Genomic DNA, 26028 nt, shown 5'->3' on the forward strand with positions numbered 1-26028 from the left:
CGAGTTCAGACCCTCGTCGCGACCGGAAGAAGCGAACGTAGATCGGCGGCGCTGGCGATGTCGTCGGGTGTGAGCGACACTTCTGCTGCCAGCAGGCGGCGTGCATTGACGTGATCAGCGGGACGGTTGATCGATTCGACAGCGCGAAGCTGACCTTGGTCATACCGGAAGATGGAGAATCGTCCCGATTCGAGATCACCGCGGATGATGTCTTTGTCCGAGCAGGAGGTGTACCCGGCGATTTGTAACTTGGTGGTGGACTGGTGGCTCCAGAACCATGGCACGCTGCGGTACCGTCCGGGGTCATCGCCGGTGATCTGTGCGGCGACGAGTCGGGCGTGATCGGTGGCGGCCTGCACCGATTCCAGGCGGATTCGCAGGCCGGAGAAGCCGTCGGGGAAGTTGGCGCAGTCGCCGATCGCGAAGATTGCGGGATCGGGGGTGCGGAGGTGTTCGTCGACGACGATGCCGTTGGCGACCTCGAGTCCCGCTTCCTGTGCGAGGCGGGTATTCGGTCGAACACCTACGGCGATCACCACCAGGTCGGTACGAATACTTTCACCGTTGGTAGTGACGACCGCTCGGACGCGGTCATCACCGACCATTTCTGCGAGGCCGGTGCTCAGTTGCACGCGGGTCCCGCGCTGGCGGTGCGTGGCGGTGAGGTAGTCGCTCGTCGTAGTCGACACCGCACGTTGCAGTACCCGGTCGGCGATGTCGAGGACACATGACTCGAGTCCGAGCCTGCTCGCTGCCGAGGCTAATTCCAGGCCGATGAATCCGCCGCCGATGCTGGTGAGATGCCGCGCGCCGCGTAATTCCTGGCGTAAGGCTCGCGCGTCGGCGAGGGAACGCAACACGTGCACACCGCCGAGATCCGCCCCCGGAATGGGCGGCACGATCGGGCTGGTCCCGGTGGCCAGGATCAAGTCCGTATAGGGCATTGCCGACCCGTCGTCGAGCGAGAGCTGGCGACCGGCCCGGTCGATCGCGGTGACCGTACAGCCGAGTCGCAACGTGATGCCCCGGTCGATGTAATACTGCTCCGGCCGAAAGGCGAGGTCGAGCGAGGCACTGGGGTCGGCATACAGGTAGTTCTTCGACAGCGGCGGGCGTTCGTAGGGGAGCTCGTCTTCGGCGCCGAGGACGGTGATGAGCCCTCCGTATCCACGATCGCGTAGCGTGAACGCGGCCGTGATTCCTGCTTGGCCGGCCCCTACGATCACCACACCGGAACTCACAGTTCCTCCTCCGGCACGTAAACGATCATTCCGTCGAACTCCTCGGTCACCGGTAGTTGGCAGCTCAGCCGACTGCTGGAAACGCGGGGTGAGGTTGCGCAGTCGAGCATTTCGTCCTCGTCCTCGGTGACCGGTGGCAAAGCGTCGGCATCCGAGCGCACGTGAACGTGGCAGGTCGCGCACATGGCTTGCCCGCCACATTCGGCGAGTATGCCGGGTACGCCGGCTGCGACCGCAGCTTTCATCAGACTCGCACCGATGGATGCGTCGACATTGTCGGTGCGCCCGTCGTGCTGGACGAATTGGATGGTCGGCATTGTCATCACTCCCAAGTTGTAGGCAGCGTAGTGGGTCCGCGGAAAACCCAGCCCGCCATTTGCACGTCGTCGGGCCGCGGCAGTGCCAAGTTCGGCAGCCGGCGGAAGATCGTCGGCAATGCAATGTCGGCGATCGAGATACGCGCGACCCAGGTTCCGAGGCAGAAATGAGGACCCCCACCGAATGCCACATGAGAGGCCACGTCTCGATGGACATCGAAGGCGTCTGGGTTGGCGAAGACGGTCTCGTCGCGATTGGCAGAGGCGATGATGACACCGAGCTTGTCACCACGGTGCAATTTCTTCCCACCGAGTTCGACGGTGCCGGTCACCTCGCGCGGGTACATACCGATCGGTGAGATCCATCGAACTGCCTCGTCGAAGACCTTGCGCCAGCTGATCTCCCCGCCGAGCACCGCATCTCGCTGTGCAGGATGACGCAGTAGGCCGAAGATGGCCACCGCCGTCGCATCGCGGGGCTCGTTCACCCCACCCCCGATGAAGATCTTGATGTTGGTCCGGATCTCGTCGTCGGACAGACCAGAAGTGGCCATCGACGAGATCACCGTGGGAGCGTGGTCGCTTTTGGCGGCCGGGATTACTTCGGTCACGGCGTCGTCGAGTTCCTCGCAGGCGGTCGCGCACCGTCGCCAAACCTCGGGATCGTCGGTGTAATTGCCGCAACCGTCGATGAAAGCCTGCGACCACCGCTGGATGTCGCCGGCAGTGGCGTTGTGTAGGCCGAGGATGGTACCCAGGTTGCGTGCTGCCAGCGGCGCAGCGAACTCACTTACGAGGTCGGCGTCGCCACGCTCGATGAATGCGTCGATCAACTCGTCCGCATTGTTCCGAAATGCTGGTGCCCAAAGCTCCTTGATTACTTTCGGCCGAAGCGGTCCCTCGGCGGCCTTGCGGATCCGGCGGTGATCATCGCCGTCCTTGCGTAACAGGGTGGCCCCGATGGCGCGAGTCATCAGCGAAGGCTCCTCGACGGAGCTGAACAGCTCAGGGTTGCGCTCGACCTGCATCACATCATCGAACCGCGTCACAAAATAGCGATTGACCGACGGGACCCACGCCACGGGATCCTCCGCTCGCAGGCGGGCATACACCCCGTACGGGTCGGCTTCCAAGGCTGCTACCTGGACTTCTGCCGCGTAAGATACCGACATCTGGTCGCCCCTATGTGTTGTGCGTCATGTACAGCTACGAATATGTCAGTCGACACAATTTATGTAAAACTAGTCTTTCCGACCTGGAAGATTGGCTTTGCTTATGTAACGTCGGATTTGGTATTCACTGGAGCCGTCGTTTCTTCGCGGGTATCGGCAGGTAGAACCACCTACAGGAGGACTTCAGCGAAGACTTTCTTCTCGACGCAGTGATGTGCGGGGAGTGAATGCGTCGACGTGCAGGACATAGCCGAGGTCGCCGCGACTGCCCTGACCGCGGACGGGCACCAGCGCAAGGCGTATTCGTTAACGGGCCCGCGCCTCCTAAGTTTCTCGGACATCGCGGGGGAATCGTCCGCCGCCACCGGGCGAGACATCCGTCCAGACGGTGGCGCTGTTGCGCCGCAACGGCCGTACAACCCTGCGCCCCAAACGCGACGGCTAAGGCAACTGCCCCTCCCCCGCTCACCCTGGCGGCTACGCCACCGGTACGCGGCCACCGCTGTGCCCACGGCGGTCCCAGCAGCAGGGCAGGAGTCGGTCGAGAACCCTCAGGTCAACCCCGGCAGAACATGCCGTTAGTTCAGAAAAATATGAACCAGCAAGCCCCGCCCAGAATTGCAACACGTCTCCGACCCTGAGCGTCGACGTCGACGGAAAGCGGTTCGCCTATCGCGAGTTCGGGCCGAGCACCGGCGTGCCCGTTGTCTTCCTGCACCACTTCACGCGGTCCTCGACGACTGGGACCCGCGTGTCATCGACGGAATCGCATCGGAACGTCGCGTGATTACCTTCGACAACCGCGGTATCGGCGCATGTGAAGGTCACACGCCCACCACCGTCGCGACCATGGCTGACGACGCGCCATCATCCGAGCACTCAGCCTCGAGCAAGCCGACCTGATGGGATTCTCCCTCGGGGATTCCTCTCGCAGGTGATCGTGAATCAGCAGCCTGCGCTGGTTCGCCGGATCATCCTTGCCGGCACAGGCGCAGCCGGCGGTAACGGCGTAGGTCGTAGGTCTGGTCATGCTACGAAGGCGGTCCGGTGATCGGCACGCCGGTGTGGTTTTGCCGGCTCTTTCGGCGCAATTAGGCGCAGTTGTCTCGAATAGCCGAATCTGTGCCCGGGATGGAGGTGCGAGGGCGCAGGGTGTGTGGCATGGAACACTCTTCGGTAGTTCTGATGAGCGGCAGCGGTTCGCAGCGGCGGGCGCCCTCGGAGTACCGCCGCGTGGCGCTGATCGGTGGCCATGGTGGCCGAAATTTCGTCGAAAGCCTCGCCGATCGTTGCGGGGGCGGGTTGATCGTGGACGTGTTGGTCTCGAATCCGACCGATTCCGACCTGCGACGCCACACCGTGCCCCGCGCGGATATTCGCACCCTGGTCGTTCCGGATGTGAGGTCGATCAGCCGGGGTGACCTGATCGCCCGGTACGACGCCGTGGTGTATGCGTTCGAGTCGTTCCGCGAGCGCGTGTTGCCGGTGTCCGGCGCCGAGTTGCCCGGGAGCGTGTGGGCCGACGATATCGCCGATGAGACTACTGCACTGGGGGTGTGGAATCAGGCGGTGGTTGTGGGCTCCGGTGAGCGGGCGTGTGCCGCGGTCCGAAACCTCGGCCGGAGAGCGGAGCGTGGCGGCACCCGCGAGATTCTTGTGCTGGGCGGCGCACCGCGTAAACAGCAAACCCTGGTCCACGACCTGCCTACCGGTGTCGATGGAGTCTCCGTCACCGTGTGTGGATACGACCAGTTGGTGGGAATCCGGGGACGCTCCCGCGTGGAGGCGGTCGTTGCCGGCGCACTCGACGGATCCACTCGACGTCGGTCGGCGCAACTGGTGGTGAACGCGACCGGCGCGCTTCCAGCGGTGCTGGCGGGGCTGCGCGTGAACTCGTCCGGACTCATCGCCAATGAACGGGGGCGTGTGTCGGCGACGTCGCACGAGTTCGTTCTCGGCCCGTTGCAGCACCTGGGGGCGACAGCCGGCCCGAACGCGGTGTCACCTGAGATGCTGGCTTGTAGGGTCGCCGAGCGACTCGGCGACTGCCGCAGCCCCTGGTCCGCAGTAGACCCAGTCCAGTGGCTCGAGTTCCGGCACTGCGCCGGAGGGCTCAGTGCACCCGTCCGAGAATCCGCACTCGCGAGCTGAAGCGGGCCCCATTACGGCGCCCACAGTCCAATTTGCGCAGATTCAACGAGATGTGCCGGTCACCGGCACACTGGGGTGGACCCCTGTGTGATCCACCCCACACACTCGGGAGGCGGCTGCACGGTCGTCGCGTGAGTGAAAGGGAATGTTGTGGCGCCTCTTCAAACGGTTCAAAGGATCGGTCCCGTATTGGATCTGTTCACCGTGCCCCGTCCGGAATGGGGTGCGTCCGAAGTCGCGGCTGCCATTGGCGTACCGCGTTCGAGTGCCTATGCCCTGCTCACCTCGCTCGTCGAGACCGGATTGCTGCAGTGCCGGAACCGCGGCCGCTACCGCATCGGCTGGCGGGTGGTGGAATTGAATCAGACACTCAAGGGCACCGTCGACGTCCGGTCGTGCGCCGCCCCGATAATTCAAGACCTTGCGCACAAGTACGGCGAGACCACCCACCTGGCCGTCATGGAGCGGTATCGGGTGCTCTACGTCGACAAGGTGCTCGGCAACCACATCATCAACGTCGCCGGAGCACGGATCGGCGCCCACCTAGAACCGCATTGCAGCGCAGTCGGCAAAGTCCTTCTGGCTCAGTGCGACCCCGGCGAGATCGAACGCAACATCACCGACAAGCCGCTGCGGCGACTGACTCCGTCGACGATCATCAACCCGGCCTCCCTGGCGCAGGAACTGCGGTCGGTGCTGCGGTCCGGGTGTGCCTTCGACGCCGGTGAGGCGGTCCCGGAGGTGCACTGTGTCGCAGCACCCATTCGGGACGAGATGGGCGTCGTCGTCGCGGCAGTGAGCATGAGTGTGCCGGCCAGCCGGTTCGTGCCTGCCCAAGCCGAGTTCAAAAGTGCTGTGATCGCGGCCGGCGCCGAGATCTCCCGGGCGATCGCGAACTCCGCGGACCCCGTGGTGCAGACCGAACGCGACGATCCGACGGTCGCGGCCGCAAGCTGACCTACTTCAGCCCGAACGCATCGACAGGAACCGCGACAGACTCAACGCGGCGGTCCGCACGGCGGCCGCCGAATGGTCGAGGTTGATACGAGTGTGCCACCCGGACACCGAAATTCCGGCGACAACCTGACCACCGAGCCCGAAGACGGGACTCGCCACACAGGCGACGCCGGCCCGCGACTCCTCCAGGTCGTAGGCCACGCCGCGCTCACGGATCCGGGCCAGCTCGGCGGTGAACCGGCCCGGCTCCACGATGGTCCGTTCGCTCAGGCGTGGGAGGCCGGTGGCGAGGATGTGCTCGACAACGGTCTGGTCGGAGAAGGCGAGGATGGCCTTGCCGATGCCGGTGCCGTGTGCGGGCCAACGACCGCCCATCCGAGTCGGCAGCGGCGGGGAGTTCGGGCTGTGCAACACCTCCAGATACACCACACAGTCACCGTCGAGGACCGCGAAGTGGGCCGAATGGCCCGTCGCCTCCTGCAGGTCAGCCATGTACGGGCGTGCGGCCTCCCGCAGGTCACGTTGGCGGGGCACGTGCTGACCGAGTTCGAACAGTTTGAGCCCGAGCCGGTAGCCAGTGCCCTCGCGCTCGAGCAGTCTCGCCGAAAGCAGCGCCTTGAGCATGCGCTGCACGCTGGACTTGGGTAGACCGCAACGGCGCGCGATCTCCGAGACTCCGAGGGCGGTATCGGCGGCGCCGAGAGTATCGAGCACGGCCACCGCACGGGCGATGGAGCCTGCGTCGCCGGCGGCCGTCGCCCCGGAGGTGCTGTGCCGATCACCGGCACAATCGTCTTGCATAACGGCCCATAGTGCCCGATGGTGGGAGTTCAGTGCAACACGTCACATCCCCGGCGGAGCTGCGACAGCGACGCGGGGCGTCCGAGGAAAGCCCGAGGTCTTCATGTCTTCCGACCAGGTACAAGGCGCCGCGCAGCGGCTGCTGGAGGCGTACCGGACCGGTACGCCGATCGATCCGTTGACTCCCGAGTTCACGCAAGCCGAATTGTCGACTGCCTACCGCATCGCCCAAGCTCAGGTTGAGCAGTGGGAAAAGGACGGTGACACCGTCAAGGGGCACAAGGTCGGGCTCGCGTCCGCTGCGATCCAACGTCAAATGGGGGTGGAACAGCCCGACTTCGGTCACCTGACGGCAAGCATGTTCCACCTCGAGCATCAGCCGATTCCGGCCGCGACGTACATCCAGCCGCGGATCGAGCCGGAGACCGCGTTCGTCCTGGGCCGCCCGCTCACCGGGCCGGGGGTCACGATCGCCGACGCCGTCCGTGCCGTGGAGTTCGTGCTTCCGGCGCTCGAGATCGTCGATTCGCGGATTCGGGACTGGAAGATCGGCATCTTCGACACCATCGCTGACAACGCCTCCTCCGGGGGTGTCGTCCTCGGTAGCCGTCCGGTGCTGCTGCGGGACGTAGATCTGCGCCTGACTGGTTGCACGCTGCACATCAACGGTGAGCTGGTGGCCACCGGCGCCGGCGGTGCCGTGCTCGGCTCCCCGCTGAATTCGTTGGTGTGGCTGGCCAACACGGTCGGCCGGCTCGGTGTGACCCTCGAGCCCGGCCACGTGGTGCTGCCGGGGTCGATGACCAAGGCGTTTCCCATCTCGCCGGGCGATTCCGTCGTGGCCAACATGAGCGGACTCGGCACTGTGTCCGCCGTCCTCGGAGAGCGAGCAGAACAGTGAACCGCGAACAGCAGACGAGCGAGCAGCGCTGGAGTGCCGGCCGCATCGCCGACATCCTCCTCGACGCCGAAGGCACTACCACCTCACGTACTTCCCTGTCGGCGGAGTGGTCCGGACTGACCCTGCCCGTCGCGTACGAGGCGCAGGACATCGCCCTGGCCACCCGCAAGGCCCGCGGTGAGGTCGTCACCGGCATCAAGTTGGGACTGACCTCCCGGGCGAAGCAGCGGCAGATGGGTGTCGACGCCCCCTCGGTGGCCTGGCTGACCGATGTCATGGCGTTGCCCGCCGGTGACCCGGTCCCCCGGAACCGGCTGATCCACCCACGTGCAGAGCCGGAAATTGCGTTCGTGATGAGCCGTCGGTTGGCCGGCCCTGGAGTCACTGCGGCCCAGGCATTGGCGGCGGTCGACCATGTTTTCGGTGCCGTCGAGATCATCGACAGTCGCTACGCCGGATTCAAGTTTACCCTCGAAGATGCTGTCGCAGATAATAATTCGTCCGGTGTGTACGTCACCGGTCCGGTACTGCGGCGTCCCGAGGATCTCGACCTCGCGCTCGAGGCGTGCTTACTCGAGATCGACGGCCAGATCGTCGACACCGCGACCGGCGCCGCCGTGCAGGGCCATCCGGCCGAAGCGCTCGCGTTTGCCGCAAACACCCTGGCGGAGAGGGGTCACGCCATCGAAGCCGGATGGGTGGTACTGACCGGGGGGATGACGGACGCCGTCGCGGTCGAATCGGGCGCCCGAGTCGCCGCCCACTTCACCTCGCTCGGTTCCATCACTATTTCGGGAGGATAACCGCATGCCGTTCATCGACGTGACCATAGGTCTGGGCCGTTCCCCGGAGCAGATCCGATCACTGATCCACGAATTGACCGAAGCCGCGCACCGGTCGATCGATGCTCCGAAGGAGAACATCCGGGTCGTGATCCGCGAAGTCCCGGAGACGCATTGGGCCGCCGGCGACGTCACCATCGCCGAACGGCGCGCAGCACGCTGATCGGCGTGGCCGAACGATGCTGACCGGCTGGTGGGGTGCCGGTCGGCATTGCCGACTCTGCGTTGTCCCCGGTTGCTGCGGCCCGTAGACCTTAAGGACACCATCGTCTTTCTTCTGGGAGCCTCCGTGACCACAATTCATGCTGTCGACGCCGACACCGAACTCGACATCTTCGATCCGCCGCGCATCGCCGACCGGCTGTACCACGACCTGCTCTCCCCGCCCGAGATTCAGCAGGTGCGCCGCCGGGTACGGCGGGTCGCTGCGGACACCATCGCGCCGATAGCGAGCCGCATCGCTCGCAGCGACGAACGCATCGACGGCTTCCCCCGCGACGCCTTCGACTCGCTCGCCTCGGCCGGAGTGTTCCGCATCCCGTTCGCCGGGGACGTCGGCGGTGACGACCTGACCCATCGCGCGACCGCGACCGCCGTCGCGGTCGAGGAACTCGCGTACTACTCCAACAGCGTCGCCGCGATCTTCGACGTGCACTGCATCCTCGCTGGCAACGCCGTCAATCAGGGCACCGACGCGCAGCGACGACGATGGCTCGCCCCCGTGGTGGCCGGTGAGATCGTCGGATCGTTCGCCACCAGCGAGCCCGGCGCGTCGAGCGACCTGTCCCCGACCGCCGTCACCACCGAAGCCACCCCGACACCCACCGGGTGGGTGCTCAACGGCCGCAAGCGCTGGATCACCAACTCCGCTGTCGCCTCGTTCGTGGTGGTGCTCGCCCGCACCGGCGACCGGCTGAGCACCTTCATCGTGCCCACCGGCACCCCAGGCGTCACCATCGGCACCCCGGATCGCAAGCTCGGCAACAAGGGACAGATCACCGCCGATGTCATCCTCCGGCAGGTTCACCTCGACTCCGACGCGCTGCTCGGCGAGGAGGGCGGTGGCCTGAAAATCGCGTTGCAGACACTGACCTACGGACGAATCGGTATCGCCGCGGCCGGGGTCGGAATGGCCCAGGCGGCATTCGACCACACCGCCGCTCACCTTGCTCGACGACATGCCTTTGGCGGACCGCTTGCCGGCAAGCAGCATTGGCAGTTTCTGATGGCGGACCGGGCAACGACGATCGAATCGGCTCGCGATTTGTACCTCAAGGCGGCGCTGCGGCTCGACTCCGGGATCGCCTTCCCCGAGCCGGAGGCCGCGATGGCCAAATTGCGCGGCACCGAAATCTCTGTGGACATGGCCCGCGATGCCGTACAGGCCTTCGGTGGACTCGGATTCACCCAATCCCTCGGCGCCGACGACACCGATGGACCGGTAGAGGCGTTCTACCGTGACAGCAAGATCGGCGAAATCTACGAGGGCGCGAACGAAGTCCAGAAGTGGGTACTCGCGCGGCAAATCTTCGGACGCGAAATCACCGGCTGAAGACGACCGGCGGTGCCGGTGCCGACTCTCGTGTCGGCACCGGCCGAGCCGTAACCGAAGTCACATCATGGCCCAAGCCGATAGTTCGCGGAGACGACGGCGATACCGTGAGAAGCCAGCCGGGACAATCGCTCGTCGGCATCGTCCTTTTGCCACCGACCTGCCACCCTCCGCCGTGCAGGTAGATCACCGCCGGCGGATCGCCGATATCGGGCCGGTACACATCGACGGTGATCGTGGAACCGTCCACTTCGGCGACGTGCAAACCGGATCGCACTCGAACGTCGTTCGAGAACGGCCTTCCCCAGGTCAGGTTTGTGAATCATGAGCATCGCAACCCTCCCTCGCACCGCGAGCGAATCGAACACTCGGTGATGTCTGCAATGCTGGGTCCATTTCACTCCCGACGCCGGTCGCTCTCGCCGGGGCTCTCGTTTAGCCGATTCGACCGACGCCCGAGAAGGGGTGCTGTTCGGCTATCCCGATCATGCACGCACACCCCGGGTTTTCAGTGGTTTCCTCGAGGAGGACTTCGGTGGAGTACCCGCGAAGAACGCAGCAAGTACGCCACCGCATCGACAGTGCACCACGTTCTGTCCGTACAGGCAGAGATGAGCGAGAGGCAAACAATGAGTCGCAAGAGCGCCGCGATTATCGGCTCCGGCAACATCGGTACAGACTTGATGTACAAGCTGCTGCGGTCACAGATGATCGAACCGCGGTACATGGTGGGTATCGACCCCGACAGCGAGGGCCTTGCCCGCGCCCGGCAGGAGGGGCTCGAGGCCTCCGCCGGCGGCCTCGACTGGCTCCTCGCCCAGCCCGAACTCCCCGACATCGTGTTCGAGGCGACATCCGCGAAGATCCACACGGCCGCCGCGCCCCGCTACGCCGAGGCCGGCATCACCGCGATCGACCTGACGCCGGCGTCCGTGGGACCGTATGTCGTTCCCGCGGTGAATCTTCAAGAGCACCTCACCGCTCCGAACGTGAACATGGTCAGCTGCGCGGGCCAGGCCACCATCCCGATCCTCTACGCCATCAACGAGGTCGCCGACGCCTCCTACGGTGAGATCGTCGCTGCCATCGCCTCGCACAGCGCCGGGCCGGGCACCCGGCAGAACCTCAGCGAGTTCAGCGAGAAGACCGGCAGGGCCCTGGCCCAGGTGGCCGGCGCCGACCGCGCCAAAGCGATCTCCGTGATCAACCCGGCCGAACCGCCGATGAACATGCGCGACACCGTCTACGCCAAAGTCCGCAACCCCGACCCGGCCGCGATCGAACGCGCTGTGATCGACATGGTCGCAAAGGTGCAGCAGTACGTCCCCGGCTACTCGCTACGCCTGGTCGACGTCGACGGCGACCTGGTCACCGTCATGCTCGAGGTCGTCGGGGCGGGTGATTTCCTGCCCACCTACGCGGGCAACCTCGACATCATCACCGCCGCTGCCGTCCAGGTCGCCGACGTCATGGCCCAGCAGAACCTCGTCCAGGGAGCAGCCCAGTGAATACCGCGAACAAGAAGATCACGATCGTCGACACCACCCTGCGGGACGGCATGTCGTCGGTGTCACACCAGTTCACCCCGCAGAACGTCGCCGACATCGCCCGCGGCCTGGACAAGGCCGGCGTGCCGACCATCGAGGTCGCGCACGGCATCGGTCTCGGCGCCTCGTCCATCCAGTACGGGTTCGCCGCCGCCACCGATCCCGACTACGTGCGCGCCGCCGTCGACGCCGTCGAGAACGCCGACATCGCGGCCCTGTACGTGCCCGGCATCGCGACCCTCGCCGAACTGCAGAAGGCCATCGACGCCGGCATCAAGACCGTCCGCATCGCGGTGCACTGCACCGAGGCCGACTGCGGGCAGCAACCCGTCGAGTGGGCCAAGGAACAGGGCCTGAACGTGATGACGTTCCTGATGATGAGCCACAAACTCGCAGCCGAGCCGCTGGCCGAGCAGGCTGCCAAACTCGATTCCTACGGCGCCGACGTCGTCTACGTCGTCGACTCCGCCGGCGCTATGGTGCCCCGGCACGCCGGAGACCGGGTCGCGGCGCTGCGGCAGGCGATCACCGCGGACATTGGGTTCCACGCCCATAACAACCTCGGCGTCGGCATCGCGAATGCTCTCACCGCCGCGGAGAACGGGGCCACCTTCATCGACGGGTCCCTGCGCGGGCTCGGCGCGAGTGCCGGCAACGCGCAGACCGAGGTCCTCGCCGCCGCCTTCGAACGGGCGGGCTGGGACACCGGTGTCGATCTGTTCCCGCTGATCGACACCGCCGAGCACGTCGTCGCACCGTTGATGAAAGAACCGCAGATCGTCGACGAGACCGCTCTGGTCCTCGGCTACGCCGGTGTGTACTCCACGTTTTTCCACCCCACCAAGCGGGCCGCCAAGAAGTTCGGCGTCCCCGCCCGCGACATCCTGATGGAACTCGGACGCCGCGGGGTCATCGGCGGTCAGGAAGACATGATCATCGATGTCGCCTCCGAACTCGCCGGTCGCACTTACGAGACACCGGCAATGGCTGGTTCGTGACATGGCCTATGGCAACCACGGATCGTAGGCTCGTAGGTCACGGACGCCGGAATATGACACCGCGCATTGCTGCGCCCACGGCAGGTTGCGACATCAACGCCGTCGCGACCTGATCCCACAGGAGAAGACATGACTGCAGTACCTGAAACAAGCGACGTCAAGCACCTCATCGGTGGTGACTGGCGTCCCGCGTCGGACGGTGCGACGTTCGAGACCCGCGACCCGCACGACGACTCGCTTCTGGGCAATGTTGCCCGAGGTACCGCCGCCGATGGCGCTGACGCCATCACCGCGGCACGTGAGGCGTTCGACGAAGGCCCCTGGCCGCGGATGTCGCCGAAAGAAAGAGCGAAGATCCTGCACGCTGTCGCCGACAAGGTCGACGAACATCGTGAGGAACTGTCCCTGCTCGAAACCCGGGACGGCGGCAAGGGAATCAACCAGGCACAGCACGCCGAGATCCCACGGGTCGCGCACAATCTGCGGTTCTTCGCAGACTACGTGGCGATGGCAGCCAACGAGGCGTACCCGGACGGCGACCTGCTGTCCTACACCCTGTATCCACCGGCCGGTGTGGTCTCCGCGATCAGCCCCTGGAATGCACCGTTGATGCTGGCGACGTGGAAGATCGCACCCGCGTTGGCCTTCGGTAACACCACGGTCCTCAAACCCGCACCCCAGACACCGCTGACCGCCAACCGGTTCGCGCAACTCGCCCTCGAAGCCGGTCTGCCCGAGGGCGTGCTCAATGTCGTGCACGGCTTCGGCGGCGAGGCCGTCGCGGGCCCGCTCACCTCGGATCCGCGGGTCGATCGGATCACCTTCACCGGTTCGAGCGCCACCGGGGTGAGGATTCTGCAGGCAGCCGCACCCAACCACACCCCCGTGTCCGCGGAAATGGGCGGTAAGTCCGCGAACATCGTCTTCGCGGACGCCGACCTCGACGTGGCTGTGCCGATGTCGATTCGGGCGATCTTCGGCGGAAACGGGCAGGTGTGCCTGTCCGGGTCGCGTCTGCTGGTACAGAATTCGATTATGGGCGAGTTCCTCGACCGGTTCACCGACGAGGCGAAGAAACTCACCGTGGGCGACCCGAAGGACCCGGCGAACTTCGTCGGCCCCCTCATCGAGCAGAAGCACCTCGAAAAGGTCCACAGCTACGTCGAGCTGGCCGAGTCCGAAGGCGGAAAGATCCTCACCGGCGGTTCGCGTCTCACCGACGACGCTCGCGCCAAGGGATTCTACTACCCCCCGACGGTGATCGCAGGCCTGACCAACGACTCGCGCACCGCGCGCGAGGAGATCTTCGGTCCGGTCGAGACTGTGCTCGGCTTCGACACCGAGGACGAGGCACTGCGCATCGCCAACGACTCGCCGTACGGTCTGGCGGGAATTCTGTTCACCGACAACCTCAACCGTGCCCACCGCATGGCGGCACGGTGGAAGGCCGGCACGGTGTGGATCAACACGTTCTTCGAACGTGACCTTCGCTTGCCGTTCGGTGGTGAAGGCAGCAGCGGTCTCGGCCGTGAGGGCGGCCAGTACTCCCGCGAATTCTTCACCGAGCCACGGGCCGTCACCATCCGCCTGCGAAGCTGAACACCTGTCGACCACGTGCGGCTCCGGAGCGGAATCCCACCGCCCCGGCGCCGCACGTCCTACCCGGGGAAAACACTCTCGTGACCACACCCGACCTTTGCGTCGTCGTCGGTGCAACTGGTGCGATGGGCACCGAAATCACCCTGCGCCTGGCCCGCCGCGGGCTGCGCGTCCTCGCGGTCGCCCGCAGCGGCGACGACCTCGAGAAACTTGCCGCAGCCGACCAGCGCATCATCCCCTGCATTGCTGACATCGCCGACGACAGCGCGATCGAATCGATCTCCGCGCTGGTAGATTCGCCTGTGCGCATGGCGCTGTTCGCCGCCGGCCTGCCGGTGCGAGGATCCGCCGACACCATCCCACCCGGCGACCTGGCCATGGCGACGAACATCAAGGTGGGCGGTCTCGTTCGTCTGTTGCACGCGGTCCGCGGCCATCTCGTGGGCGGTTCCCGCTTCGTCACCATCGCCGGCTCCCTGGGTCTCGAACCCGGTCCGCTCGATGCCGCGCCCGGCACGGCGAACGCGGCTGTGTTCAACCTGATGCGCCAACTCAGTGCCCTGTACGGTCCGAAGGGTGTCACCACCCACACGATCGCGCCCGGGCCGGTGGACACTCCGAGGCTGCGCGCCTTCGTCGAGAACGAATCCGCCGAAACCGGACAGGATCCGGAGGACATCTGGAAGCGTTACCACGCCAAGACCACCCTCGGACGGTTGCCCACACTCGACGAGATCGGCTGGGTCGTCGAAACGCTGCTCGCTCCCGAGGCCGCGGTCCTGCACGGCTCGGTGATCAACGTCGACGCCGGAACCCGCCACGGAATCGCCTGACCACCACCCACCGAAAGGACCCGCAACCCATGCCTGTCGCGCACTTCCACCTCGTCGACGGCGCCTACACCGCCGAGCAGCACCGAGAGCTACTCACCGCGGCAAGTCGCTGCTACTCCGAGGTCCTCGGCTCGCCGATCGAACGGGTCCGCGTCTTCATCATCCGATATCATCCCGACGATGTCGCCGTCGCAGCAAACACCGTTACAGACGGTGCTCCTGCAGCTCCGTACTTCACGGCGATCGTGCTCGCCGACCGACCCGCCCGTCAGCGACAGGAACTTGCCGCGCGGTTCACCGACCTAATCGTCGAGGTCCTCGGTGCGCAGCGATCACTCGTCCGAGGACAGATCGTCGAAATCGCCCCGGAAAACTGGACGATTGCCGGGACCGCGGCAGCCACGACCCGGGCCGATGAAATTGCCGACCGGGCGCAGTCGCTACCCTGATCCCCACTTGCGTATGGGCGGCGACGACATTCGTTGCGGCCGCCCATCGTTCGCCCCGCCCGGTTCCGGCAGGTCGTCGTGCGCGCGCCCCCGGGAACTACTCATCTCGCGTCTACGCGGTCGCGTCGAGGGTTGCCGCGGTCTCGTTCGCGTCGTCCACCGTCGACATGTTGGCCCCGGCCCCCACCGAGGGGATGCTTGCGACCAATCCCGCGCAACTCCATCGCACCGAAGGTCTCGCGCGGGTTCAGCGCGTGATCGAACAGATCTCCACCACGCCGACATCACGCTGTCGGACATCGCAACGGGTGCGGAATGTCACTGCGGACGGTACACAAGCTATTCAGTGCGGCGGGCACCGCGACGCGTGCATGGCTGTACCAACCCCGCCTCGAGCGCGCACGAAAGTATCTGCTCACCAGAGATCTTTACGTAGCGGACATCAGCGACCGCGTCGGCTTCCGCAACGTGTCCCATTTCGGCGGTTGTTCCGCAATACCTTCGGCCGAGCCCGGGCCTGTACCGGACAAAGCACGCGCGCAGAGGCTCGTGATGTTCTGTGCCGGAGGCATGTTCAAGGAAGAACGGTGTCCTCGTTGCTGAAGAGCATCGTGATACCACCGGTGGCGAAGTTCCTGAGATCCCCGGCGGCGAATCGGGCGACCCCCGGGCACCTGCCGGACCAGCGGCAGGTGTTTTGCGGCGTAGAACAATTCTTGTTCTCGGCGTCCTAGGTCGAATTGGGGACTGCGGGATCACACGGCCTCGGCTGCCGGCCGCGGGGCGTTCACCGTGAACTCCTCCTTGAAGATCAACCGCGGCGACATGCGGCGGCGTTTCAAGGCCTTGACGGCGGCGACGACCATCGCGGGCGGTCCGCAAAGGTATGCGCTGTGGCCACGGCAACTGGCGAAGTCACCCAGCACGGCGTCGGTGAACCATTCCCGTTGCCCCGTCCCAGTTCTCCTCACTGAGCACCGGGTGATAGTGGAATCGGGAATCGGTCGCCTCCATCGCGCGGAAGCACTCGACGTCGTAGAGGTCGGCTTCCCGGCGACCACCGTGGTAGAGGTGAATCGCCGGTAGCAGATCGTGGTCCAGTGCATGCCGAACAATCGATTTGAGCGGTGCGAGCCCGGTGCCTCCGCCGATCAGGATGGCCGACTCCTCCCGGGATCCGACGACACCGAACTGGCCGAGCGGTCCACGCAGATCGATGCGGTCACCCACCGCGAGTGAGTCGAAGATCCAGCCCTCGGTGGCGAGGCCGCCCGCCGTATTCCGGACGTGGAATTCGAGCAGCCGTTGCTCGGACGGCGGGTTCGCCATCGAATACTGGCGCGCGACACCGGAGCCCGGCACGATCAGTTCGGCGTACTGACCGGCGTCGAACTCCATCGGCTCGTCGAGTTCGACGACGAGCCTGCGGGTCTGCCGAGCGATGTCGGACAGTTCCCGTACCGTGCCTGTGTAGTCGCGGAGGGGGTGCATCGGCCGGCCGGGGTCGGCGTCGTTCACGGGAGCGACGGTCAGGTCTCCGTGCGGTTTCGACTGGCAGGCCAGCGCGAGTCCCGACGAGCGTTCGTCGGTGGAGAGGATGGTCTCGTCGGCGGCGCCGTGGTCGACCTCCCCGCAGAGAACCCGGATCTTGCACGTGCCACAGGTCCCCTGTGAACAGGCGTGCGGAAGCCAGCGATTCGCCCGCAATGCGGCTTCCAGGACCGACGTGCCGGGTGCGACCGGGAACGCCCCGTCCTGCCCCGACACCGTCACCATGCGGTCCATCGGTCAGACCTCCCAGGTGACGTGCAGGCCCTGCGGCCCGCGGAATGTCCATCCCCAGAACTGCGGGGAGCGGTCGGGATCGGGCTCGATGTTCGGGATCGTCTCGAACAGTTCCTCGAGTGCGATCCGCACGATCGCGGTACCGAGATACGTTCCGGCGCAGGCATGATTTCCCGCACCGAACGCCAGATGCGGCATGATCGGTCGGTCGATCTCGTAAGCCTCCGCGTTTCCCCAGACGGACTCGTCGCGATTGGCCGAACCGTACGCCAGCATGACCGGTGTTCCCGCCGGCAGGTCGATGCCGCCGACGGTGACATCGCGGCCCGCGACCTTCACCGCCGCACTCCAGATCGGCGCCACCCAGCGTGCGCCCTCGTTGACGGCGCGCGGAATGAGTGTGGGGTCGTCGACGACGCGTTCGAGCTGGTCGGGATGCTGAAATAGCCCTGCGAGGGTGGTCGTCATGACGTGTCCGGGCTCCTGAAGGGCGCCGAGCAGGAACACGTAGATGTTCGGATAGATCTCGGACCGGTCGCGGACCTGACCGTCGGGCATCCCGTCGTGCAGCCAGTGCGAGATCAGGGTGTGGTCGGGATGTTCGGTCCAGTGATCGAGCATCGGGTCGACAGCGGCGACGATCTCGGCCTTGACCCGGTCACCGGCCTCGAACGGCCCTGGGCTGGCGAAGTCTCCGTTCTCGTCGACTTCCGCGTTCCCGTACGACTGCGCCAGCGTCTGGAACCAGTGCACCAAGGTCTCCGAAGGGATTTCGGTGAGACCCATCAGGTCGCCGACCGAACGCACACTGATCGGCGCGAAGTAGGCCTCCTGGATGTCTGCGGCACCCAGATCCTCGATACCCTCGAGGAGGCTACGCGCCTGCGGCCGGACCAGCGCTTCGACATAGGAGTCCACGGCGCTGGGCCGTAGTTGGGGATCGATCCATTCGCGAAGCTTCTTGTGCTGCTCACCATTGGAGGCGAGTACGGTACCCTCTCCGAAGGTTCGTCCTCCCGACGGGGCGATCACCGTGGACCAGGTGTCCGAATCCTGCGCGATCTGCAGGCAGAGGTCGCGCGATGCCACGACATACATTCCCACCGCCGAAACGAACGCCACGGGGGCCTCCCGCCGGAGCCGGTCGTAGATCGGATTCGGATCACGATCGAGTTCCTCCATGGTGATCGATTCGATCCACGTGGTGTTGGTGGTCATCGCGTTGTCTCCTCTGAAGTCGTTCGCAACATTCGAAGTGGGCGCGGCCCGAACTCTTCGGGGGTCGTACGCGCGGGAAATCCCTGTGATCTGGAACACTAGAAGGCGGAGGTGTGATCGAACATGACCGACAGTGCTCAGAAGGATGACTCCGCCTGCACCGACAACAACGCCGAGATGGTGCTGAGTACGCGCGAGCTGGAGTCGACCGAAGGACGCATGCGCTGGGCGGACACCCTCGACTCCACCTACTGCGAGATGGACGTCGACTGGCCCGACAAACACGCCCGGTTTGCTGCAGAACTGTCGGTGCGCCCGTTCGGGGACCTGACCGTGAGTGTGGTGCACGCCGATCCGCACACGGTGGTGCGCACGCCGGAGATGATTCGGTCCGACCCCAACGATGACTATCTTTTATGTCTGATCACCCGGGGAACGGCCACTCTTCAGCAGCACTCACGGACCGCGGTTCTCGAGCAGGGGGCGTTCGGCATCCTCGACTCGGCGGCACCGTTCGTCGTGGACGGGAAGACCGAATTCAAGCAGGTCGTGCTGCGCGCGCCCCGCCAACTTCTGATCTCCCGGCTGCCCGCGGAGGCCATGGACCAGGTCACCGGCCTGGGGATGTCCGGACAGAACGGGCTGAGCGGTCTCGTCTCGCGCTTTCTCGTCGACATCGCGACCACCGATGACCGGTTGTCGGTGGGGTCGTCAGCATCGGTCGCCGTGTCCGCCGTCGAGATGCTCTCATCCGTCCTCACCGAGCAGGCACGTCCGCTGACCGCGACGATGCGGGTCCACCACGATGATCTCCGGACGGTGCAGCAGACCATGGCGCGGTACCTGCACGACCCCGACCATTCGACGGCGGAGATCGGTGCCGAACTGGGAATGTCGTTGCGTTACATCCACAAACTGTTCAGCATCGCAGGCACCACCCCGCGCACGTGGCTGTACCAGTTGCGCCTGGACCGCGCCCGGGGGCAGCTTCTCGGCACCGAGTCGACGGTCGCCGAGATCAGCGACCGGGTCGGTTTCCGCGACGTCTCACACTTCAGCCGCGCTTTCCGTAAGCGGTTCGGCGCCAGCCCAGCGCATTTTCGTGAGCAGCACGGCAGGAACGGCGGCGCGGCCGGAGCGTGACTCGCGGCCGCCGATTGACGTAGAACCATAAGTTGCCTTCCGTCCCTACCCGGTGTGTGCGCCCGAAGATCTGACGCGCCAACACCCACCGCTGGATTTCGTTGGCGCCTTCCTAAATCTCGCCGATCTTGCTGTCACGGTGGATGGCCTCCACCGGGCCCCCTGTGCCGTCGGCGCCGAGCGACCGCACAAAGCCGAGTCCACCGAAGGCCTGCACGGCATCCCGGGCGATCCGCGCGGCCAGATCCGTGCCCCGCAGTTTCGCCATCGCCGCCTCGGGTTCGGGGAACCGCTCGCCGACGTCGAGCCGCAGTGCCGCTTTGAGATACACGGTGCGCACTCCAAATCCGCAGCGTAGTCCGCCATCACGAACTGCCAGTGCTGCTTCGAGGCCAGCGACGCACCGAACGCGTGCCGGGACTTCAGATGGTAGACGGTCCGATCGAATGCGGCCTGCGCCATGCCGACGCGCGCAGCACCGATCCCGATGCGTCCGTAAATCAGGATCTGCAACGCGATTCGGAGTCCACCCCGACCCGTCCGAGCACCGAATCCGGGCGCGGCGGACGTCGTCGAGATGAACATCGGCGGTGATCTGCCCACGATTCCCCAGCTTGCGGTCGGGGATCCGATCGCGACACCCGGTGCATTGGTGGCACGATGAAGGTCGTCAGGCCGAGCCCAGTGCGTGCGAGCACCACCACCACACCGGCGACGACGGAGTTGGTGATCCACCGTTTCCGGCCGCGCAGAATCCAGCCGTCACCGTCCGGGACCGCTTCGGTGGACACGGCGTCGGGGGACAAGTCGCTGGACACGCCGGTTCGCTGGTCACGAAGGCACCCACGATCTCCCCTCGACGAGGGGCCGCAGCCAGCGGCGTCGCTGCTCGTCCGCGCCCTGGTCGAGCACGGTACCCGCGAGGATGCAGTGCTCGTCCAAGATGGCGGCACGCTATTGGAGTAATAACCCAGTTCTCCACCGCGACCGCGGTCGCGGTGGCGCGGTGCGTCAGGCCGGCGCCGCCGACATCGGAGGGAACGGGATCCGGAACAGTCCCTCCGCGGCCATGGCTACGAACGCATCACGCGGGAAGCCGTCGAGCCGCTCGTCGCCGCCGGCGATGTGATGCGCAACGGGCTCAATCGCTTGGTCGCGAAGTCGCGCACCCGCACACGAAGGCCGCGAACCTCGTTCGGGACAACAGGTCGTGATACAACTCGTCGGCGCCCAGATTCGTGAAGTGCGCGGCAAAACGCGCACCCGACTCACCCGCACCGCGTAGGTCATCCCGCCCGTGAGCACCTCCCAGCCGGCCTCGATGGCGTCGCACCGTTCGGCGAGCGTGTTGGCCGCGAACGTCAACGCTTCGGCCGGATGCCCGTGCACCGCAGCACCGGTCGCGGAATCGACGATCTCCCTGTCGACCTCGAGCAGGCATGCCTCGAGCGCAAGGTCGAGGTCTTCCGGCCGCCGGCTGATCGGCCCGGTGACGTAGCGTCCGGACGGATTGTTGTCGGCCGCGGCGTCCATCATCGAAAACATCTAGCCAGAGAACCGGCTGTCGGTGTTCTCGATCGCGCCCACGACACGGTCGACGGCAGCCAGCGCCGTTGCCGCACTCACCCCACGCGACCCACCTTGTGCCCCTTGACGAGGTCGCCGCCGAGCGCCCACTCCTCGACCTACAACTGCTGAATGCGGTAGGCGAATTCGATCGACGCGTCGGGATGCTCCGGGGTAAGCGGGTCGATAGGTTCGCCCGTCCGGACACCTCCATCAACCGGTCGGCGGCCTTACGTGCGACGGTATCCAAGGCACCTCTGCGCTGTGTCTGTCGTTTCGGTCTTCGGATGACGGGAGGTCAGGAGGCCAGGGCCGGCCGGTGCGGTTCGGGAACCTCCCTGGTCGTGGCGGGTGTGGCGTGGGTCGTGTTGCCGACCGCGTGGGACACCTCGCGAGCCGCTGCCATGACAGCGCGGGTGAACTCGACGCGACGGGTTACGAAACGGCTGACCGGGACGCTCATGCTCACCGCGGCCACCACCGAACCCATGTCGTCGCGCACCGGCGCGGCCACGCAGTGAACCTCCGAGACGGCTTCACCGAGGTCGTAGGCGTGGCCGGCAGACCGCGCCACCGACAACGCGTCGAGCAGTGCCCTGGCATTGGTGATCGTCGACGGCGTGTGCCTGCGCAACTGGCGACCGGCCAGGTAACGGCGCAGTTCGTTCTCCCCCAGACTGGCCAGGAGTACCTTCCCCACCGCTGTGCAATGTGCTTCGAGACGGGTACCGACCCGTGCACCCTGCACGGTGATGTTGTGCGTACCGACCACCTTGTCGACGTACAACACGTGCCACCGCTCCATCACCGCGAGGTGGCTGGTTTCGCCGTACCGATCGACGAGGTCCTCGATGACCGGCGACGCGCAGGATCGCACGTCGACAGTGCCCCGCAGAGTTTCGCCGAGTTCGATCACCCGCCACCCGATCCGGTAGCGACCTCGGGTGCGGCACTGGAGCAGTCCGGTGTCGACCAGACTCGACAGCAAGGCGTGCGCACTCGATCGGGGGACGTCGATGGCAGCGGCGACCTCGGAGACTCCCCATTCCGGCTGCGCCGCGGTGAAGAGATCCAACACCGGCCCGATCTTTTGGACTGTCTGCAGTGCCGCCAAAGTGTCCGTCCTTCCATCCACGGATCGGCGTGGTTGCGCGGGTGCACAACCACCGACCGCCTGTGACTTGGAACACTAGGAGATGAGCGTCGGTGGAACCATGACCACCAGCGCACGGATGGATGACTGCGCGCGCACCACCCTTTCGCCGGGCTTGCCCGGCCGCCTCGAGGGTGATGTCATCGTGGGCCACTGCGGTGTCACCGTCGGTGCTGGATACGTAGGTGTGACGGTTAACGGTCACGGGAAAACCCCGAGGCGATGACGTTGGGGATGTCACCGGCTTGTAGAGCCTGAGCATTGAGCAATGTTCCGGTGCCCTCCTACACCGGATCGACGTCGAGGTCACCGGGCAGTTTCGACAGTGAGGGCACCAGCACCAACCGTAGCAGGGCAGCGAAAGCAATGAACGCTACTCCCAGTGCGACAGGAATTTTCGAAGATCGTCTGACAAGCATCGATCGTTCCTTCGTGTACTCGTTGGGTAGATGAGGGACATGCGCACTGCCAGGGCGAACAACCGGGAACCCTGCTGATCCCCTTGTCCCGATGTCCCGACGCAGGCGCCTTCCGGCCCGGTTCGCAAAGCACACTGGGTGACCGGTAGCCGACGTAATGCCTAACGGCGATAGTGAAGGGAGTCCGTGTCGTAGACAGATTCGATGCAGCGATCGTCGAGTTCGCGTGCCAATGGTTGCCCTACGGCACCCCGCCACCCGAGAAGCTCCTCACACGGTTCGCGATGTCGAGTAGTAGGTACGAACAGCAGCTCGCGCGAATCCTCGATGACTATCCATCCCAGTTGCCGGTTGAAGACAGACGAAGGCTCTGGCTGCAGCTGGTCGACAAACCGGCACTACCAGTAGCGGCGGGGTCGCCGATCAAGGCGCACCGCCCCTGCCGCTCCCCCATGATCGAACCGACCGCGCGAGGGGCCGCGTCGGAGACGGGACGAGTGGGGAGACCTGTTCTAACGGTCCCGACAGGCCGGAAAACGCAATCTAGCGCCGAAGAGATCCGCGTTGCGCAGAGTTGCCCAGTTTCCGAACTATGTCGGGGTGATTTCCGTCGCTTGTTCGGCAATTCTGGATTGTGTAGCGGAGAGCAAGTGATTCGGATCAAGATCGTGACATCGGACACGAGCTGATACCCAGTCGGCAAGGACCGAAGCGCCAGACAACGCCACTCCGCACTGGTCCCGGTCGCCGGGGGGCACACACCCTCACGACGCGATCGGACAGCGGACACTGCCGATCTCAGGCAGGCAACAAAGGAGACGACCTATGAGCGACCCTCGGTTCGAGATTTCCCATCTCGCCCGCGCCGAACTGCTGAGCCCCAAGCCGCAGGAGACGGTGGACTTCTTCACCAAGTTCCTCGGCATGTACATCACCCACACCGAGGGGCAGTCGGTCTACCTGCGCGGGTATGAAGACCCGTACCAGTGGAGCCTAAAGGTCACCGAATCAACCCAGTCCGGACTCGGCCACGCGGCGATGCGCACCAGTTCCCCGGAGGCGCTCGAACGCCGGGCGGCATCGCTCAAAGATGCCAACGTCGACGGAGCATGGCGCGAGAGCGACTTCGGATACGGAAAAACCTTTACCTACCAGTCCCCGGACGGGCACAACCTCGAACTGCTGTGGGAGGTAGAGAAGTACCAGGCTCCGCCGGAGTTGCAGTCCAAGATCCTCACCCGCCCCTCGAAGAAGCCACTGCAGGGCATCCCGGTCAAGCGCATCGATCACCTGAACCTGCTCGCCAGCGATGTCACCGCGGTGAAGAACTCGTTCGAGCGGCACCTCGGTTTCCGCACCACCGAACGCGTCGTCGACGGCAATACCGAGATCGGTGCGTGGATGAGTTCCAACATCCTCGGCCACGAGGTCGCGTGCCTGCGCGACGCGCAGGGTGAGCGGGGCAAGATGCATCACCTCGCGTTCTACTACGGCACCGGCCAGCACAACATCGATGCCGTGGAAATGTTCCGCGACTACGACATTCGGATCGAAGCCGGCCCCGACAAGCACGGCATCACCCAGGCCCAGTTCCTCTACGTGTTCGAACCCGGGGGCAACCGCATCGAGCTCTTCGGCGAGGTCGGGTATCTGCACCTCGATCCCGATGGTGACACCAAGACTTGGCAGATGTCGGACATCGACACCGGCCTGGCGATCGGCGGGGCGAAGCTGCCGTGGGAAACCTACTTCACCTACGGCACTCCGAGCCCGCTCTCACTCGACCAGCACATCGAGAAGTACGCGCACTTCGGTCCCGGCGACCCCGACCCCGATGCGGCGGCAGCTGAGCAGGCGGTCCCGGACGAGATCGACCAGTCCCGCGCCGTCGCCGGCGCCCCGGCGTCCTGATACGCACGTGGGTGTGACCGGAGTTCGGGTCACACCCACGTGATCCACCTCGGTGTGCCGATAAGCGGCACAACTCCTTTGGAGTCGCGAGGGCTGGATCACACACTGTTCGGCGGGGCTGTGCAGGTCGGGATCGTCGATCGACGCCACCGCACCTCACACCTGAACCCATCCACTTTCGCTCGGTCGTCGGTTCACACGAGTGAATCAGCGCGAGTCCCCACTGCACGCGGGCCCGAAGCAGAAGGAGCACCATGACTTCCACCCAGAGTTTTATCGACGAGATCACGATCGAAGAGCTCGAGACCGACCCCTATCCGTTCTACGAGCGTCTGAGGAAAGAGGCTCCAGTAGCCTTCGTCCCGGCGCTGGGCATGTACATCGTGTCGACGAAGGAACTGTGCGCCGACATCGCCAAGGACGCCGAGAACTGGCCGGCCGTCATCTCTGCGGCCGGAGGCCGCACCTTCGGGCCCGGCGCACTGCTCAACACGAACGGCGACGAACACCGCAAGCTGCGGGACATGGTCGAACCGCACCTGCAGCCCTCAGCGGTCGACAAGTACATCGACAATCTGGTGCGCCCCTTCGCACGTCAGCGACTCGCCGAGATCGAGAACGATGGAAACGCCGACATCGTGGCTGCGTACTGTGAGCCGGTCAGCGTTCGTGCTCTCGGCGATCTGCTCGGACTCGATGACGTCAGCACCGACAAGCTTCGCGAATGGTTCCACAAGCTGAGCGTGTCCTTCACCAACGCCGCGGTCGACGAGAACGGCGAATTCGCCAACCCGGACGGGTTCATCCCCGGCGACGAGGCCAAGGCCGAGATCATCGCCCACGTCGATCCCAAGATCGACAAGTGGATCAAGAACCCCGATCACACCGCGATCTCCCACTGGCTACACGACGGTATGCCCGAAGGGCAGACCCGCAGCCGCGATGTCATCTACCCCAACCTGTACGTCTTCCTCCTCGGAGCGATGCAGGAGCCGGGGCACGCGATGGCCACCACGCTGGCAGGACTGTTCACCAAGCCCGAACAGCTCGAACGGGTCGTCGACGACCCGGCGTTGATCCCCCGGGCGGTCTCGGAGGGCATGCGCTGGGTGGCGCCGATCTGGTCTGCCGTGGTCAAGCGTGCCGCGCACGAGGTCGAGGTCGGTGGCGTGACGCTGCCGGAGGGGTCGATCGTGATGCTCTCCTATGGCTCGGCCAACCAGGACGAGAACGCTTATAACGCCCCGACTGAATTCGATATCGATCGGGCCCTGCTTCCGAACATGACATTCGGTGGCGGAAAGCACGCCTGCGCGGGTACCTATTTCGCTAACTCGGTTATCCGGATCGGCCTGGAGGAACTGCTCGAGGCCATTCCGAACCTGGAACGCGACGAGGCTCACGAGGTCGATTTCTGGGGTTGGGGTTTCCGTGGCCCGAAGCAGTTGTTCGTCAAATGGGAAGTGTAACGGA

The 26028-nt window shown here is 65.3% G+C and carries 22 protein-coding genes and 4 pseudogenes; 16 read left to right on the plus strand and 10 right to left on the minus strand.

Going from position 1 to position 26028, the window contains the following annotated elements:
* Positions 1-5 precede the first annotated feature (5 nt).
* Genes CBI38_RS22855 through CBI38_RS22865 form a run of 3 tightly spaced genes read right to left on the minus strand, consistent with a single transcriptional unit; the run spans position 6 to position 2730 of the window.
* Positions 6-1241: an NAD(P)/FAD-dependent oxidoreductase gene (locus CBI38_RS22855; protein WP_162603272.1), complete on the minus strand. Its 1236-nt coding sequence runs from the start codon at positions 1239-1241 to the stop codon at positions 6-8.
* Complete coding sequence (locus CBI38_RS22860) at positions 1238-1558, minus strand: 2Fe-2S iron-sulfur cluster-binding protein (RefSeq protein WP_109335284.1); 321 nt, start codon at positions 1556-1558, stop codon at positions 1238-1240. Before CBI38_RS22860 ends, CBI38_RS22855 begins: the two co-directional genes overlap by 4 nt.
* 5 nt (positions 1559-1563) lie before the next feature.
* The gene (locus CBI38_RS22865) at positions 1564-2730 is read right to left on the minus strand and encodes a cytochrome P450 (protein ID WP_109332456.1); all 1167 of its coding nucleotides are present in this window, start codon (positions 2728-2730) and stop codon (positions 1564-1566) included.
* Between the two features lie 637 nt (positions 2731-3367).
* On the opposite strand from CBI38_RS22865, the pseudogene CBI38_RS40325 reads away from it, so the two are divergent.
* From CBI38_RS40325 to CBI38_RS22880, 3 genes and pseudogenes are all read left to right on the plus strand, one after another.
* Positions 3368-3748 (plus strand): annotated as a pseudogene (locus tag CBI38_RS40325) (alpha/beta fold hydrolase); the annotation flags it as partial.
* A gap of 143 nt (positions 3749-3891) precedes the next feature.
* Positions 3892-4881 carry a hypothetical protein gene (locus CBI38_RS22875; protein ID WP_162603273.1) on the plus strand — a complete coding sequence of 330 codons (990 nt, stop codon included), beginning with the start codon at positions 3892-3894 and terminating at the stop codon, positions 4879-4881.
* 150 nt (positions 4882-5031) lie between these two features.
* A complete protein-coding gene (locus CBI38_RS22880) occupies positions 5032-5838 on the plus strand; it encodes an IclR family transcriptional regulator (RefSeq protein ID WP_109332458.1) in 807 nt (268 codons plus the stop codon).
* A gap of 6 nt (positions 5839-5844) precedes the next feature.
* On the opposite strand, the gene CBI38_RS22885 is transcribed toward CBI38_RS22880, so the two are convergent.
* On the minus strand, positions 5845-6639 hold the full coding sequence (locus tag CBI38_RS22885) for an IclR family transcriptional regulator (protein ID WP_109332459.1): 795 nt from the start codon (positions 6637-6639) through the stop codon (positions 5845-5847).
* A 103-nt stretch (positions 6640-6742) separates the two neighbouring features.
* Here CBI38_RS22885 and CBI38_RS22890 point away from each other — a divergent pair, with 103 nt between their 5' ends.
* The 10 genes from CBI38_RS22890 (at position 6743) to CBI38_RS40625 (ending at position 15963) form a co-directional block, all read left to right on the plus strand.
* Positions 6743-7540, plus strand: coding sequence for a 2-keto-4-pentenoate hydratase (locus CBI38_RS22890; protein WP_109332460.1), 798 nt, complete (start codon positions 6743-6745; stop codon positions 7538-7540).
* A complete protein-coding gene (locus CBI38_RS22895) occupies positions 7537-8343 on the plus strand; it encodes a 2-keto-4-pentenoate hydratase (RefSeq protein WP_109332461.1) in 807 nt (268 codons plus the stop codon). Before CBI38_RS22890 ends, CBI38_RS22895 begins: the two co-directional genes overlap by 4 nt.
* Before the next feature lie 4 nt (positions 8344-8347).
* Positions 8348-8545, plus strand: a complete 198-nt coding sequence (locus tag CBI38_RS22900) for a tautomerase family protein (protein ID WP_109332463.1) — start codon at positions 8348-8350, stop codon at positions 8543-8545.
* Between the two features lie 126 nt (positions 8546-8671).
* The gene (locus CBI38_RS22905; protein ID WP_109332464.1) at positions 8672-9934 is read left to right on the plus strand and encodes an acyl-CoA dehydrogenase family protein; all 1263 of its coding nucleotides are present in this window, start codon (positions 8672-8674) and stop codon (positions 9932-9934) included.
* 629 nt (positions 9935-10563) lie between these two features.
* Complete coding sequence (locus tag CBI38_RS22915; protein ID WP_109332468.1) at positions 10564-11442, plus strand: acetaldehyde dehydrogenase (acetylating); 879 nt, start codon at positions 10564-10566, stop codon at positions 11440-11442.
* On the plus strand, positions 11439-12479 hold the full coding sequence (dmpG, locus tag CBI38_RS22920; RefSeq protein ID WP_109332469.1) for a 4-hydroxy-2-oxovalerate aldolase: 1041 nt from the start codon (positions 11439-11441) through the stop codon (positions 12477-12479). The genes CBI38_RS22915 and dmpG overlap by 4 nt, the downstream gene beginning before the upstream one ends.
* Positions 12480-12608: 129 nt before the next feature.
* Positions 12609-14078 carry an aldehyde dehydrogenase gene (locus CBI38_RS22925; protein WP_109332470.1) on the plus strand — a complete coding sequence of 490 codons (1470 nt, stop codon included), beginning with the start codon at positions 12609-12611 and terminating at the stop codon, positions 14076-14078.
* 80 nt (positions 14079-14158) lie between these two features.
* On the plus strand, positions 14159-14911 hold the full coding sequence (locus tag CBI38_RS22930) for an SDR family NAD(P)-dependent oxidoreductase (protein WP_109332471.1): 753 nt from the start codon (positions 14159-14161) through the stop codon (positions 14909-14911).
* Between the two features lie 29 nt (positions 14912-14940).
* On the plus strand, positions 14941-15360 hold the full coding sequence (locus tag CBI38_RS22935; protein ID WP_109332472.1) for a tautomerase family protein: 420 nt from the start codon (positions 14941-14943) through the stop codon (positions 15358-15360).
* A gap of 315 nt (positions 15361-15675) precedes the next feature.
* Positions 15676-15963, plus strand: coding sequence for a helix-turn-helix domain-containing protein (locus CBI38_RS40625; RefSeq protein ID WP_418328279.1), 288 nt, complete (start codon positions 15676-15678; stop codon positions 15961-15963).
* A gap of 152 nt (positions 15964-16115) precedes the next feature.
* Here CBI38_RS40625 and CBI38_RS22945 read toward each other — a convergent pair.
* Both CBI38_RS22945 and CBI38_RS22950 read right to left on the minus strand, forming a co-directional pair.
* Positions 16116-17145 (minus strand): annotated as a pseudogene (locus CBI38_RS22945) (2Fe-2S iron-sulfur cluster-binding protein).
* A gap of 3 nt (positions 17146-17148) precedes the next feature.
* Positions 17149-18363 (minus strand): cytochrome P450, encoded by a 1215-nt coding sequence (locus CBI38_RS22950; RefSeq protein WP_109332474.1) that lies wholly within the window; start codon positions 18361-18363, stop codon positions 17149-17151.
* A 123-nt stretch (positions 18364-18486) separates the two neighbouring features.
* Here CBI38_RS22950 and CBI38_RS22955 point away from each other — a divergent pair, with 123 nt between their 5' ends.
* Positions 18487-19506 carry an AraC family transcriptional regulator gene (locus CBI38_RS22955; RefSeq protein ID WP_109332475.1) on the plus strand — a complete coding sequence of 340 codons (1020 nt, stop codon included), beginning with the start codon at positions 18487-18489 and terminating at the stop codon, positions 19504-19506.
* A gap of 52 nt (positions 19507-19558) precedes the next feature.
* On the opposite strand, the pseudogene CBI38_RS40630 reads toward CBI38_RS22955, so the two are convergent.
* From CBI38_RS40630 to CBI38_RS39280, 4 genes and pseudogenes are all read right to left on the minus strand, one after another.
* Positions 19559-20740: pseudogene (locus tag CBI38_RS40630) on the minus strand (acyl-CoA dehydrogenase family protein); the annotation flags it as partial.
* Positions 20735-21246 (minus strand): annotated as a pseudogene (locus CBI38_RS37955) (4-oxalocrotonate decarboxylase); the annotation flags it as partial. The pseudogenes CBI38_RS40630 and CBI38_RS37955, both read right to left, overlap by 6 nt.
* A gap of 124 nt (positions 21247-21370) precedes the next feature.
* Positions 21371-22186 (minus strand): IclR family transcriptional regulator, encoded by an 816-nt coding sequence (locus CBI38_RS22970; RefSeq protein ID WP_109332476.1) that lies wholly within the window; start codon positions 22184-22186, stop codon positions 21371-21373.
* Between the two features lie 323 nt (positions 22187-22509).
* A complete protein-coding gene (locus CBI38_RS39280; RefSeq protein ID WP_230989929.1) occupies positions 22510-22644 on the minus strand; it encodes a DUF3068 domain-containing protein in 135 nt (44 codons plus the stop codon).
* 825 nt (positions 22645-23469) lie between these two features.
* Between CBI38_RS39280 and CBI38_RS22980 the strand changes: the two genes are divergently transcribed.
* Positions 23470-24555 carry a VOC family protein gene (locus CBI38_RS22980; protein ID WP_109332477.1) on the plus strand — a complete coding sequence of 362 codons (1086 nt, stop codon included), beginning with the start codon at positions 23470-23472 and terminating at the stop codon, positions 24553-24555.
* A gap of 254 nt (positions 24556-24809) precedes the next feature.
* On the plus strand, positions 24810-26024 hold the full coding sequence (locus CBI38_RS22985; RefSeq protein ID WP_109332479.1) for a cytochrome P450: 1215 nt from the start codon (positions 24810-24812) through the stop codon (positions 26022-26024).
* The last annotated feature ends 4 nt before the right edge of the window (positions 26025-26028 follow it).

The organism is Rhodococcus oxybenzonivorans, from assembly GCF_003130705.1.
In the GTDB taxonomy this organism is placed as follows: Bacteria; Actinomycetota; Actinomycetes; order Mycobacteriales; family Mycobacteriaceae; genus Rhodococcus_F; species Rhodococcus_F oxybenzonivorans.

What these genes read in the sequence shown, in the direction of transcription:
- CBI38_RS22860 (WP_109335284.1), bottom strand. Translation starts at nt 1,558, where the DNA reads ATGCCGACCATCCAATTCGTCCAGCACGACGGGCGCACCGACAATGTC.
- CBI38_RS22865 (WP_109332456.1), bottom strand. Translation starts at nt 2,730, where the DNA reads ATGTCGGTATCTTACGCGGCAGAAGTCCAGGTAGCAGCCTTGGAAGCC.
- CBI38_RS22875 (WP_162603273.1), top strand. Translation starts at nt 3,892, where the DNA reads ATGGAACACTCTTCGGTAGTTCTGATGAGCGGCAGCGGTTCGCAGCGG.
- CBI38_RS22885 (WP_109332459.1), bottom strand. Translation starts at nt 6,639, where the DNA reads ATGCAAGACGATTGTGCCGGTGATCGGCACAGCACCTCCGGGGCGACG.
- CBI38_RS22890 (WP_109332460.1), top strand. Translation starts at nt 6,743, where the DNA reads ATGTCTTCCGACCAGGTACAAGGCGCCGCGCAGCGGCTGCTGGAGGCG.
- CBI38_RS22900 (WP_109332463.1), top strand. Translation starts at nt 8,348, where the DNA reads ATGCCGTTCATCGACGTGACCATAGGTCTGGGCCGTTCCCCGGAGCAG.
- CBI38_RS22915 (WP_109332468.1), top strand. Translation starts at nt 10,564, where the DNA reads ATGAGTCGCAAGAGCGCCGCGATTATCGGCTCCGGCAACATCGGTACA.
- CBI38_RS22925 (WP_109332470.1), top strand. Translation starts at nt 12,609, where the DNA reads ATGACTGCAGTACCTGAAACAAGCGACGTCAAGCACCTCATCGGTGGT.
- CBI38_RS22935 (WP_109332472.1), top strand. Translation starts at nt 14,941, where the DNA reads ATGCCTGTCGCGCACTTCCACCTCGTCGACGGCGCCTACACCGCCGAG.
- CBI38_RS40625 (WP_418328279.1), top strand. Translation starts at nt 15,676, where the DNA reads ATGTCACTGCGGACGGTACACAAGCTATTCAGTGCGGCGGGCACCGCG.
- CBI38_RS22950 (WP_109332474.1), bottom strand. Translation starts at nt 18,363, where the DNA reads ATGACCACCAACACCACGTGGATCGAATCGATCACCATGGAGGAACTC.
- CBI38_RS22955 (WP_109332475.1), top strand. Translation starts at nt 18,487, where the DNA reads ATGACCGACAGTGCTCAGAAGGATGACTCCGCCTGCACCGACAACAAC.
- CBI38_RS39280 (WP_230989929.1), bottom strand. Translation starts at nt 22,644, where the DNA reads ATGCTTGTCAGACGATCTTCGAAAATTCCTGTCGCACTGGGAGTAGCG.
- CBI38_RS22980 (WP_109332477.1), top strand. Translation starts at nt 23,470, where the DNA reads ATGAGCGACCCTCGGTTCGAGATTTCCCATCTCGCCCGCGCCGAACTG.
- CBI38_RS22985 (WP_109332479.1), top strand. Translation starts at nt 24,810, where the DNA reads ATGACTTCCACCCAGAGTTTTATCGACGAGATCACGATCGAAGAGCTC.